The 13,284-nt window shown below is 58.0% G+C and carries 7 protein-coding genes; 5 read left to right on the top strand and 2 right to left on the bottom strand.

The window, feature by feature from the left end; translation table 11 throughout:
• Positions 1–6: 6 nt before the first annotated feature.
• The 4 genes from AB6B39_RS05110 to AB6B39_RS05125 all read left to right on the top strand — a co-directional run bounded on the left by AB6B39_RS05110 (position 7) and on the right by AB6B39_RS05125 (position 7,803).
• On the top strand, positions 7–2,142 hold the full coding sequence (locus AB6B39_RS05110) for an alpha-galactosidase (RefSeq protein ID WP_284372938.1): 2,136 nt from the start codon (positions 7–9) through the stop codon (positions 2,140–2,142).
• 28 nt (positions 2,143–2,170) lie between these two features.
• Positions 2,171–3,658 carry an SLC5 family protein gene (locus tag AB6B39_RS05115; protein ID WP_284372936.1) on the top strand — a complete coding sequence of 496 codons (1,488 nt, stop codon included), beginning with the start codon at positions 2,171–2,173 and terminating at the stop codon, positions 3,656–3,658.
• On the top strand, positions 3,651–5,519 hold the full coding sequence (locus AB6B39_RS05120; RefSeq protein WP_284372934.1) for a beta-galactosidase: 1,869 nt from the start codon (positions 3,651–3,653) through the stop codon (positions 5,517–5,519). The genes AB6B39_RS05115 and AB6B39_RS05120 overlap by 8 nt, the downstream gene beginning before the upstream one ends.
• 76 nt (positions 5,520–5,595) lie before the next feature.
• A complete protein-coding gene (locus tag AB6B39_RS05125; protein WP_284372931.1) occupies positions 5,596–7,803 on the top strand; it encodes a S46 family peptidase in 2,208 nt (735 codons plus the stop codon).
• A 59-nt stretch (positions 7,804–7,862) separates the two neighbouring features.
• Here AB6B39_RS05125 and AB6B39_RS05130 read toward each other — a convergent pair whose 3' ends face one another.
• A complete protein-coding gene (locus tag AB6B39_RS05130) occupies positions 7,863–9,329 on the bottom strand; it encodes an AMP nucleosidase (protein WP_284372929.1) in 1,467 nt (488 codons plus the stop codon).
• A gap of 182 nt (positions 9,330–9,511) precedes the next feature.
• On the bottom strand, positions 9,512–11,998 hold the full coding sequence (locus AB6B39_RS05135) for a glycoside hydrolase family 3 protein (protein ID WP_284372926.1): 2,487 nt from the start codon (positions 11,996–11,998) through the stop codon (positions 9,512–9,514).
• A gap of 165 nt (positions 11,999–12,163) precedes the next feature.
• On the opposite strand from AB6B39_RS05135, the gene AB6B39_RS05140 reads away from it, so the two are divergent.
• The gene (locus AB6B39_RS05140; protein ID WP_284372924.1) at positions 12,164–13,177 is read left to right on the top strand and encodes a LacI family DNA-binding transcriptional regulator; all 1,014 of its coding nucleotides are present in this window, start codon (positions 12,164–12,166) and stop codon (positions 13,175–13,177) included.
• The last annotated feature ends 107 nt before the right edge of the window (positions 13,178–13,284 follow it).

The raw sequence follows: 13,284 nt of genomic DNA on the forward strand, positions 1-13,284 counted from the left end.
CGTCCAATGACGCTGATCACCATCACGGACGGCCCGACTTTCACCCTTCGAAATGCGCATCTGGCCTATGCGATGCGCGTGAATGCGCGCGGTGTTCTGGAGCATCTCTGTTTCGGTCCATCCCTCGCGGAGGCGCCGCCGCCCCTGTCTCTACCCTTGCGTCACTGCACAGTGATGCTGAAGGATCATGAGACGCTGAGCCTCAATGATCTGCCTCAGGAATATGCAACCGCCGGACAAGGCGATTTTTCCGCACCGGCTCTGCATTTGGGCGCGCGTGACAATTCCGTTCTGGGTCTGCGGTACAAGTCGCATGCTCTCCTCTTGGACAAGCCGCCAGCAGACAGCCTTCCGACTGCGCGCGGCAATGCATCACAGACGCTGTGCGTGACCTTGCAGGATGCGGTACAGCAGATCGAAGTCGATCTGTTCTACACAATCTGGAACGATCACGGTGTTATCGCCCGGCGTTCCGTCATCCGTAATGTCGGCTCGCGGCCCGTCAGTCTGCGGCAGGTCGCGTCGACAGCGTTGGACCTTTCGCCGGGTGAATATTCGGTGCAGCATTTCCACGGGAGTTGGGCGCGCGAATTCAATGAGGAACGCCTTTCTCTGCCGACAGGCCGGTTCACGATCGAGAGTACGCGCGGTACATCCAGTAACGCGCATATGCCTTATCTGGCCCTGATCGAGGCGGATGCGACCGAGGTGACGGGGCGCTGCTACGGAATGACGCTGATCTATTCCGGGAATTATTCGATTAGTGTGGAGCGCGGCGAGTTCGGTCGCATCCGCCTGCTGGCAGGTTTGAACGATTTCGACTTTGACTGGACGCTTGAGCCGGGCGAAGACTTCGTCACGCCGGAAGCGCTGCACGGGTTCAGCCCGGACGGCCTCGGCGGACTGAGCCATGTCTGGCATGACTTCATCCGGGCGAAGATTACGCCGGAACGCTTCAGGGATACGTCGCGCCCGACCTATCTCAATACGTGGGAGGCAGCCTATTTCGATGTCAGCGAACAATCTGTTCTGCAGCTAGCTGACGAGGCTGCCGATCTCGGGGTCGAGATGCTGGTGCTGGATGATGGCTGGTTCAAGGGGCGCACGGATGATCGTCGCGCACTGGGCGACTGGATTGCAGACCCAGAGCGCTTTCCGTCCGGGATCCCGGCATTGGCGCAACACGTGCGTGACAGAGGTTTGAAATTCGGGATCTGGCTTGAACCCGAGATGGTCAGTCCCGACAGCAGTTTGTACCGCGCTCATCCGGATTGGGCGATCTCCGCCCCGGGCAGGGATCCATCACGCGGTCGTCACCAATTGACGCTCGATCTCTCAAAAGTCGAGGTGGTCGACCATATTCACGCTTGGCTCGATGCGCTGCTTGCCTCCGCTCCGATCGATTATGTGAAGTGGGACATGAACCGCAATATGACCGATTTGGGGTCCGGCGCACGGGCGCATCGTTATATGCTGGGGCTTTACCGCCTGCTTGGCCGTCTGACGCAGGACCACCCTGATGTGATTTTCGAGACCTGCGCGTCCGGTGGTAACCGATTCGATCTGGGCATGCTGTCCTACATGCCGCAGGGCTGGATATCGGATATGTGCGACCCGGTCGGTCGGCTGGATATCATCAATGGGGCCTCGCATCTGTTTCCGCCCGATGTAATGGCGGCCTATATCGGCCCGTCCCCCAATCATCAGAATGGACGTATCAGTTCGCTATCGGCCCGCTATATGGCCGGACTACCTTGTGCAGCCCACGGTATATCGCTTGGGCTTGCTGATATTGCGCGTTCTCGACCGCAATTGCAGCAGTTCATGGGCCAGTCTGGGAAAAGCGCGGCCGACCGGCTTGGGTCGCGGTTCGACCGATTGCGTAAGACGGCTCAGGAAACGATCTGGCAGCAGACCAGCCGAGATTGTCAGACAGTCTACCTGATTGCCTTCCAGGTTCTGAACGCGCCGAATTTGCCGATACGGCAGGTGCGACTGCGTGGCCTCGAACCGATGGCAACCTACATCCTGCAAGACGGTCGGTCCTATAAAGGTAATCAGCTGATGCATTACGGGCTGCCTCTCGATCAGCCCACCGAAGACTTTTCGGCAGAGCTTCTTATTCTAAAAAAAGTCAGCTAACGAACGTTCTGGGGACAAGGGGAAGCAGGTGGAACTCAATTCGATACAGGTACTGGTCTTTCTCGGTCTGACCGGACTCATTGCTGCGGCAACTTGGTGGTTCTGTCGGGATTCCATCGGGCGCGGTGAGGGTGAGAATGCAGAAAGCGACTACTTTCTCGCAGGCGGAAGCCTGAAATGGTATTTTGTCGCCGGGTCGATTACGCTGACCAATCTCTCGACTGACCAGCTGGTCGGCATGAATGGCGCGCAGATGGCGCTTCTCGCTTGGTGGGAGTTGGCTGCCGTTGTTGGCCTGTTCATGCTCGCCCTGATCTTCATCCCGGTTTATTACAAATATAATTGCACGACGACGACCGAACTGCTCGAACGGCGCTACGAGAATCCGCATATCCGCGCTCTGATCTCGGTGCTTTTTCTGTTGGGCAATGTCGGCATTTTCCTGCCTGCCATTCTCTATGGGGGATCGCTTTTCATGATCAATCTGTTCGATCTGGACATCAGCCTCTATATCATCGCAGCCCTGTTTGCAGTGGTCGGCGCGGCCTACGCCATTTTTGGCGGGCTGCGCGCCGTCGCCGTCTCGGACACGTTTTCAGGCGTTCTTCTATTGGGTCTTGCCATCCTCGTGACTGTGATCGCTCTGAACGCTATCGGCTGGGACCTGTCAGGGGTTCCGAAGGAAAGGCTGACGCTGATCGGTGCGCCGGATAGTGACATCCCCTTTGCGACGCTGTTCACCGGCATGCTGTTCATTCAGATGTTCTACTGGTCGACCAATCAGACGATCACACAGCGCGCCATGGCGTCTCCAACTGTTCGCGAGGCTCAAAAAGGTATTTTTGCCGCCGCTGCGATCCGCCTTTTGATCGTGCCGCCAATTATCGTGCTGCCCGGTATTGTGGCGTTCAAACTCTATGGAGACGTCGGCGATACAGCCTATGGGCAACTGGTCGGAGACATTCTGCCGGCCTTTCTGTCAGGGGCTTTCGCAGCCGCGATCGCTGCTGCGGTTCTGACGACGTTCAACTCGATTCTGAACGCCTCGGCTGCGCTCTGGGTGATGGATATTCACGAGACCTATGTAAACAAAAAACCTAATGTGCGCCGCCTGTCGTTCTGGGTTTCGGTTGTCATGGTGTTGATGAGCTTTGCCCTGATCCCGGTTTTCAACAATCCGGAAGCATCGATCATCAATACGGTGCAGCAGCTTTACGGCCTTCTCTCCATGCCGATCCTGTCGGCCTTCATTGTCGGTCTGCTGTTCCGCAATGTCAGTGCCAATGCGATGATCGCCTCTGTCATTGCAGGCGTTCTGTTCTATGGCTGGGCGACCAACCCGTTTGGTGGCACGCCCGGCATTGACCTTCACTATATTCACGTGATGGCGATCTGCCTGATCGGCGGCGTCGCCTTCGCGCTGCTACTGAGCACCCTTTTGGGCCGTCGACCGATCTGGGACGCACACCGCGTCTTTTCACGGTCGCCAGAAGCGATGACACCGATCGATGGCTAGGACCCGCAAGCCCGAACTCGGCGTCTGCTACTACCCGGAACACTGGCCTGAGACGATCTGGGCGGACGACGCCCAGCGTATGGTCGAAATGGGTCTGTCCTGGGTCCGGATCGGAGAGTTCGCCTGGAGCCGGATCGAGACCGAGCCGGGTCAGTTCGAATGGGGCTGGCTTGACCGCGCGATCAAGACACTCGGACAGGCAGGCCTGAAGGTCATTATGTCGACACCAACGGCTACGCCGCCACGGTGGATGCTAGACCGGCATCCCGACATGCTGGCTTGGGACGCGGCGGGTCGTCCGCGAACATTCGGTTCGCGCCGCCATTATGATTTTTCGCATGCGGGCTATCGTGACGAAGCTGTCCGCATCACGTCCATTCTTGGTAGCCGTTATGGCCGCGACCCGCATATCAGAGCCTGGCAGCTCGACAATGAATATGGCTGTCACGATACGACGCTCTCCTACAGCCCCGTCGCGCGGAATGCGTTTCACAGCTGGCTGGAAGACAGATACGGATCGATCGACGCGCTGAATGAACGCTGGGGCAATGTATTCTGGTCGATGGATTATCAGGCGTTTGATCAGATCGAGCTGCCTAACCTGACGGTGACCGAACCCAATCCGTCTCATGCCATGGATTTCCGGCGTTTCGCATCTGATCAGGTCGTTGCCTTCAATCAGGCGAAAGTGGACGCCCTTCGACCATTGACCGACGCCGAGCTGCTGCACAATTATATGGGTCGGATCACGGATTTCGATCATTTCGACGTCGGCCAGCCTCTCGATATTGCGACATGGGACAGTTACCCGCTCGGCTTTCTCGAAGACCGTTCGGACCGGGACGATGCTTTCAAGTACGCGCATATGCGCTGCGGCGATCCGGATTTTCAGGCCTTTCATCACGATCTGTACCGTGCCGTGGGGCGGGGGAGGTGGTGGGTGCTGGAACAGCAGCCGGGACCCGTGAACTGGGCACCGCACAACCCCGCTCCGGCCCCGGGTATGGTCCGCCTCTGGGCCTTGGAAGCCTTTGCGCACGGCGCAGAAGTCGTCTGTTTTTTCCGGTGGCGACAAGCGCCTTTCGCCCAGGAACAGAACCATGCTGGTCTATTGCGTCCGGACGGCGAATTATCAGAGGGCGGACGCGAGATCACAGCCCTCGCCGCAGAACTCGACCGATTGCCGGGAGACGAACTACCGCCTGCACGGGTTGCGATCGTCTTTGACTATGCTTCGCAATGGGCGTGGGAGGTGCAGCCGCAGGACCGGCAGTTTGATTATTTCCGGCTTGTCTTCGACATTTATTGCGGTTTGCGACGCGCGGGACTCGCGGTCGACATTCTGCCGCCCTCCGCCAATAATTTCGGCGACCGGGATCTGGTCTTCATTCCAGGCCTCTTTGCATGGACCGATGCGCTGCGCGGTGTGATGCAGAACTTTACGGAGCGGACGATCCTCGGCCCCCGCACAGGCTCGCGCACGGAGGATTTTTCCGTGCCAGATGATCTGCCGCCGGGACTATCCGGTATCACGGTGAGCGCCGTTGAAACACTGCGCCCCGAAGCACCCATCGAGCTGGCTGAGGCCGGATCGCTGCAAATCTGGTCGGAGCAGGTCAGCACGGACTGGGTCGTTCTTGAGCGCGCACTCGATGATCGACCGGTCCGCCTTCGGCAAGGGACGCTGGATTACTGGACTGGGTGGCCGGATGCGAAGGCTCTCGACCGCTGGATCGCGCAACTCTGCGAGGAGGCTGGACTTGCCATGGCCCATCAATCCGGCAGCCGACGCATTCAGCGCATAGCGCAGGGTCACTTGGCGATGGATTATATTACATCACAGGCGTCTTTTATCGAATAACGGTAAATTTTACCCTTGAGAGCTAGTTTGATTTGGGTGAAGCTTATGGCCAACCCATTTCACCCGGAGATCAGCCATGTTGCGCGTGTCCACTCGAACGAAACTTCTTCTCTCAACTCTGCTAGCCGTGAGTCTGGCGCCCGCGCTGACAGCCCATGCCGTCGAAGGCATGTTCACACCGGATCAGTTACCGGAGATCGCAAAGGATCTCCGCAAGAAAGGCCTCAAGCTCGACACGCGCGATCTGGCCGATTTGACGGGTTTTCCGATGGGCGCTGTCGTGTCGCTGGGAGGGTGCACAGCGTCCTTCGTATCGCCGCAGGGGCTGGTCGTGACCAACCACCACTGCGCTTACGGTTCGATCCAGTATAATTCGACGGAAGAGCAGAACTATCTCGAAGAAGGTTTCCTGGCTGCCAACTTCGAAGCTGAGTTACCGGCTGCTCCCGGGTCGCGCGTCTATGTTACGGTTGATCTCGACGATGTGACGAGCGACGTGACGGGCGGTCTCGACGGCTCCCTCTCAGGCGAAGAACGGTTCGCTGCCATCGACTCCGCTCGCAAGGCCATTGTCGCGGAATGCGAAACCGATGAAGGCCATCGCTGTCGCGTCGCGTCCTTTTATGGCGGCTTGCAATATAAGCTGATCAAGCAGCTGGAGATCAAGGATGTCCGTCTGGCCTATGCGCCTGCAGGTCCGATCGGCAAATATGGCGGCGATATCGATAACTGGATGTGGCCGCGTCATACGGGCGATTTCGCCTTCTACCGCGCCTATGTGTCTCCGGACGGCAAGTCCGCCGACTATAGCGAAGACAATATCCCGTTCGAGCCCGATCATCATTTGAAAGTATCCGGCGCGGGCCTTGACGACGGTGATTTCGTCATGGTCGCGGGCTATCCCGGCAGCACGTCGCGCTATGCGCGTCTGGCGCAGGTCGAGAACACGTTCGACTGGAGCTATCCGACTTGGCAGGGTCTGCTGGATAACTGGATTGCAGCCATCGAAGGCGCGTCCGAGCCGGGCAGCGATGCGCGGATCAAATATCAATCGCGTCTGGCGAGCCTCAACAATTTCAACAAGAACCTGGGTGGACAGATCGAAGGCGCCCGCCGTGTCGGGCTGGTGGACCGTCGGGCTGAGCGCGAAGCCGCCCTGAATGCCTGGATCGCCAAGGAAGCACCGGATGCAGGCTACGCTGAAGCTATTGCGGCGCTGGACGCGCTGAGTGAAGAATCGGCAACGGCGGCCCGCTCCAGCTACTGGTATAATAATGCGACCCGCCCGCAGCTCCTCGGTACGGCACAGCGGCTCTATCGTCTGTCACATGAACGAATGAAGCCGGACGCCGAGCGCGAAGGTGGCTATCAGGAGCGTGACATGACGCGGATGACCCAAGGCATGACAGCCATGGATCGCCGCTATGATCCTGCCGTCGACAAGGCTGAATGGATGGTCTTCCTCAACGGCTATATGGCTCAGCCTGCCGCCGAACGCGTTGCGGCTCTTGATAGCGCGCTTGGCCTTCGCGACGGGATGAGCGATGCGGAAATGTCAGCCCTTCTCGATCGCTATTACGCCGACACGTCGCTGGACGATCTCGACACGCGCCTGGGTTTGATGGATGCGACGCCGGACGCTCTAGAAGCGAGCAATGATCCGTTCATGCGTCTGGCTGTTGCGCTTTATGATTATGAGCGGGCGATGGAAGCCGCGTCGAAAGACCGATCCGGCCGTCGCGCTTCGCTGCAGCCGAAATATATGGAAGCCATCATCGCCTGGCAGAAGGATCAGGGCTTCACGGCCTATCCGGATGCCAATTCAACCCTGCGCGTGACCTATGGGACGGTCATGGGAGGGTCGCCCAAGGACGGGATGCGCTACGATCCTTTTACGACGCTGCAGGGCATTACCGAAAAAGATACGGGCGATGACCCTTTCAACTCGCCGCAGAAGCAGCTCGACCTTATCGACGCAGAAGAATACGGTGCCTATGAGCTGGACTCGATCGACTCCGTGCCGGTCAATTTCCTGACCGATCTGGACTCGACGGGCGGCAACTCAGGGTCGGCCACGCTTAACGCCAAGGGCGAGCTGGTGGGTCTGCTGTTTGACGGCACGATCGAAAGTGTGAATTCGGACTGGGATTTCGATCCGCGAACGACGCGGTCGATCCATGTCGACAGCCGCTACATGCTCTGGGTTATGGACAAGGTCGATAATGCCGACCACCTGCTTGACGAAATGGATGTCGTGAATGCGCGCGGACGCAGCATGCGCTAGTCGGCTGCCCGATCATCGGTAGACAGGCCGCTTGCCGGAAGGCAGGCGGCCTTTTTCATCTAGCGAAAGAGCGGTTCATTGAAGCTGCGCAGTTTGCGCGAATGGAGCGACCCCCTATCGGATTCCTGACGCAGGATTTCGATGGCGCGCAGACCGATTTGCAGATGCTGCCCGACGCGTTCCTGATAGAATGCATCGGCCATGCCGGGGAGTTTGATTTCGCCGTGCAGCGGACGGTCAGAGGCGCAAAGCAGAGTGCCGTAGGGTACGCGGTAGCGATAACCATTGGCGGCAACGGTTGCGGATTCCATATCGATGGCGATGGCGCGGGACTTGTTCAGGTCGAGCGCATATTCCTCGAAATTCAGCTCCCAGTTCCGGTCGTCAGTGGTCACGACCGTGCCGGTGCGTACCATCTGCTTCAGCTCAGCTTCTTCGACGCCGGTTTCCTGCTGAACGGCTTCGGTCAGGGATAACTGCACTTCTGCCAGTGTCGGCAAAGGGATGTGGGGCGGCAGGACATGGTCCAGCACCTGATCCTTGCGCAAATATGCATGGGCCAGGACATAGTCGCCCAGTCGCTGGGTCCGTCGCAGAGCACCGCAATGGCCGATCATCAGCCAGACATGGGGGCGCAGGACGGCCAGGTGGTCAGTGATCGTTTTCGCGTTGGACGGTCCGACGCCGATATTGACTAGTGTCACGCCCCGATGGCCATCACGAACCAGATGGTAGGCTGGCATTTGCGGAACCTTGGCAATCGGCTCGCAGGATGGTTTGCCATCCGGTCCCGTAACGCGTCCGCCCGGTTCGACCAGCTTTGTCGCGCGACCGGCTTTGACCTCTTCAACGCCCCATTCGACAAACTCATCGACATAACGCTGATAGTTGGTGAACAGAATATAGTTCTGAAAATCCTCAGGCTGTGTGGCGGTATAGTGCCGGATGCGATGCAGGGAATAATCGGTCCGCTCAGCTGTAAACAGCGATAACGGCATTGCGTCCGCACGGTTGAGGATCTGTTTGCCGTCGACGATGGCGTCATTCGTTGCGACCAGATTCGGCGTGTAGAAATAGGTCTGCAGCATTTGCCGCGATTTCAGGGTCAAGCCGGTCGTCGCCGACTCCAAGGCGAAATTGAGCGGGATCGGACTGTCGGACAGGCCGATGCGGATCTGGGCAGAAAATTGCGTCATCACCTTTTCCAGCTGTTGCACCAGATAGCGGCGAAACAGTCGCGGTTGCGTGATGGTCGCGGTAAATTCGTGGCGGCTGGCAACGCGACCGAGCGCCAGGTTGCTGGTCATGATCGCTTCTTCGGCTGGGATGGATAGGCGGATTTCCGGATAAACCGCGTGAACCTCGCCCAGCTCTTCAATGCGGCCATCCGCATAGGTTTCGAAGCGCGTCTGCAACAGGTCGACCTGTTCTTCATACAGTTCGATCAGCCGGTCTGCGGCCTTATCCGCATTAGTGAAAACGCGTTCTGTTGGGTCGGTCTGGGGACGTGTTTCTATCTCTGTCATGTGTCTCAGTGTCTTTTTCGAATAAAATTCACCGCCCATAACGGTCTGAAACTCAAATGCCAAGAATTTCATCAGCGCCGATTTGAAGGCCGGTCGGGCACAATGGCAATCACGGGTGCTTACGAAAAAGCCCCGCCAGTATGTGACGGGGCTTGATCTCTAAGTTGCTGTCGTCGTTGATATCAGGGGCAGCTTGCCGATCCGTCTCCCTGTGCAAATCGCACATCGTGAAGACTGATCTGAGCGGCTGAGGCCGTGGTGATTGCGAGAGCGTTCTGAACGTTTTCTAGCGCGAGCCCGGCATCGACAAGACAGCTGACAGGAACGTCTGTCTCCGTCCATTCATTCAACGGCGCTGTGTTCAGGGCCTCGCTGATGTCGACCGCGCCCTGACAACCCTCACCACAACTCATGCCCAGTGTGACTTCCCCTTCGGGTGGCTGATCGATGCGCCATGTCAGACGAAGAATCTGATCTTCAAAGGCCGACAGATCGACAGACCGTCCGGATGCAAGCCGGAACGCCCCTTCGCCATTGCCTGACCAGGCAATGCGGCGAGCGTCTTCCTGCGCGCGGTAATCGACACCTGCGACCGTCACGGCGCCGCCAAGGCTTTCACCGGCCAACCCGTTGATGGGCGTATTGAGATTGGACGAGTCGCCGACATAGACTTGAAAACCAGCAGCCGTATCGCCGCGTGACAGGATCGCGCCATTAAAGGACTGGCCGGTTGCCGCTACACCGGGGTCTTCGGTTAAACCGCTGAGTTCGCCATCATCGCCGTAAGCCAGTCCGTAACCGAACGGGAACAGAACGCCCGGGTCATCAGCTGCATTGATCGGTTCTCCCACGCCATTGTCAGGCCAGGAGAATGACAGACGTCCCGTGAAGTCGTGCCGCATCTCGCCTGCGCTGTCCGCGACCAGAACGTCGGCAACGCCCCCACCTTCCGAACCCGGCAACCACCCGACAACGAAGGCGTCGGAGGCATTGATGTGGGCGTTCATAAAGAGCGGGCGACCGGTCAGAAAGACGGCAACGACGGGAATGCCCTGCGTTTGCAACGAGCGGAGCAGGGCGAGGTTTTCCCCGCCTTCAAATTCATAGACAAGGTCGGAGACATCTCCCTTATATTCCGCATAGGGCTGTTCGCCGAACACGACGATTGCGACATCTGGAGCCGTGTCGAAGGTGCCGTCTTCTGACAGGGTCGCCGTCCCGCCAATGGCTTCGATCGCATCTGTCAGACCCGACGCAATCGTCTCGCCCGTCAGAAATTCTTCATTGGCATTGCCTGTGCCTTGCCAGTTCAAGGTCCAGCCGCCCGTCTGCTGTTCCATGGAGTCTGCACCGCTGCCGCTAATCAAGACGTTCGTTCCGGGCTGCAAGGGAAGCACATCATTCTCATGTTTCAACAGAACAAGCGATTGCCGGACGGCGCGCCTGGCGACGTCGCGATGATCGGCACTGCCAAGCAGGGAGACATCGGTGGCAGCGCGCTCCGATGGCAACCCGGCCGCCAAAAGACCGGAGCGGATTTTGACTTCCAGGATCCGTGTTACGGCCTCGTCGAGACGTGCCATGGGGACCTCGCCGGAGCCGACCTGATCAAGCAGTGATTCATAAAGACCGCGCCAGCTGTCAGGGGCCATATACATGTCGATCCCTGCCATCAGCGCCTCTGGACAATCCGTCGCCGTGCAGCCCGGAACTTCCGCGTGGCCGTTCCAGTCACCGACGACAAAGCCGTCAAATCCCATCTCTCCGCGCAGAATGTCGTTCAAAAACTGACGGGATCCGTGCATCTTTTCGCCGTTTACGCTGGAAAAAGATGACATGACGGACTGTACGCCCGCAGCAATAGCCGGGCCGTAACCGGCTCCGTGAATGTCCAAAATGGTTTTCAGGTCACCAACCGTGTCCCCTTTGTCGATTCCAAGCTGCGTCCCGCCATCGCCGATGAAATGCTTGGCCGTGGCCATGACATTTTCACCGATCATGAAATCATCTTCACCCTGTAGCCCCTGAAGGCCTTCGACCAATGGTCCGGCAAAGGACGCCACAATCGCGGGGTTTTCGGAATAGCTTTCATAGGCACGGCCCCATCGGTCATCGAGTGCCACGGCGAGGGTCGGAGCAAAAGTCCAGTCGATTCCGGTGGCGCGGATTTCTCGGGCCGTCACATCACCGATTTCACGCATCAGGTCTGGATCATTGGCCGCACCCAAGGCCGAATTATGAGGAAAGATTGTCGCCGTTTGCAGATTATTATGACCGTGAACAGCGTCCGTGCCCCATATCGCCGGGATGCCAAGGCCGCCATCCGTCGTGTCCGTCGATGCGGTCCAGAATGCATCGGCCAGGTCGACCCAGGCTTGAGGGTCAGCGACCTTGCCGCCGCCGGGCGCGGAGTTGCCGCCGTTCAAAACAGAACCGAGATTATATTGCCCGACCTCTTCGGGTGTGATCGATGCAATATCAGCCTGGATGACTTGACCGACCTTCTCTTCGACCGTCATGGCGGCCAGGATACGGGCGGCTCTCGATTCGACAGATGTATCGGCCCCAGCCATTTCGATGGCACTCACCGTGGAGACGGGTGTAGTCTCCGCGCAAGCCGACAGTCCAAAGCAGACTGCCGCGCCTAATAGCAAACTATATTTATACATCGTCCAGACTCCCCGAAACTGAGCGCGCGTGAAACCGCGCTTTTGTCTTGTCCTCTTTTTGTCCAACAATAGACAATGTCAACAGAGCGGTGGACAATTTCTCACGCGTAGCTAGTCTGGATGAGACAGAAAAGTGGGGGATGCCAGTCCTGCGCTGGAGGATAAATGGCTACAATCAGTGAGGTCGCAGAACGCGCCGGGGTTTCCGTGAAGACGGTTTCGCGGGTGATGAACGACTATCAGCACATCAGCGAGAAAACGCGCACGAAGGTCAATAAGGCGATGGAAGAGCTGAGCTATGCGCCCAGTTCGATCGCGCGGCAAATGCGTCTCGGCGATACGCAGAGCATCGGTATGCTCTACGGTGATCCCAGCAGTGGCTATCAGGCTCGGCTCAACCATGCCGTCCTGAAAGCCTGCTCGGATGCGCGTCGTTATCTCGCTGTCGAGTTTTTCGATGAGGCCGATCCGGATTGGCGGCGCCAACTCGAAGCGTTTCTTGATCGAACAAAGGTGCGTAACCTTATCCTGGTTCCGCCCATGTGCGATTCGTCTGAACTGCATAGTTTGCTACGCGAAAGAGACGTTCGCACAGTCCTGATTTCGCCCTCGCGGCAGATTTCGGGTTCCAGTTCGATCGCCATGGATGATCGGCAGGCGGCCATGGAAATGACCAATCATTTCATAACGTTAGGGCATAAAAATATTGCACATATTTCGGGCGACCCCGGGCATGTGGTGACTCTATTGCGCAAACAGGGATTTCGCGAAGCACTCAAATCTGCCAAGATTTCGCTACGACCCGACAATATCATCGCGGCTGAAAGTTTCCGTTTCAAGGATGCCATGGCGTGTGCGGAAACGCTCCTGTCGCGCCCTGATCGCCCAACGGCTATCTTTGCCTGCAATGACGAAATGGCTGCTGCTGTCATCATGGTGGCGAACCGTCTGGGCATTTCCGTGCCCGGTGAATTATCGGTTGCCGGTTTCGACAACACGCCGATTTCGGAAACGCTCTGGCCATCATTGACAACCGTCGCCCAGCCTTTCTCTCAAATCGCCTATGAAGCGGTGAAGCTAGTCAGCCGCCGAACCGGAGGCGATTCGAATGTGTCGGCGACCCATGTGCTGCCGCATGACATCCTGATCCGCGAATCGACGGGGCCCGCGCCCAGCTGACCCACTCAATCATAAGGCGCTTTCGCGCTGCTGGCACAGGGGTTTTCGTGACCCCTGTGGTTTTTGTGTCACACGCGACAAATGGTTTGTCCTTTTTGAGGACTATT

Source organism: Algimonas porphyrae (assembly GCF_041429795.1).
Classification (GTDB): domain Bacteria; phylum Pseudomonadota; class Alphaproteobacteria; order Caulobacterales; family Maricaulaceae; genus Litorimonas; species Litorimonas porphyrae.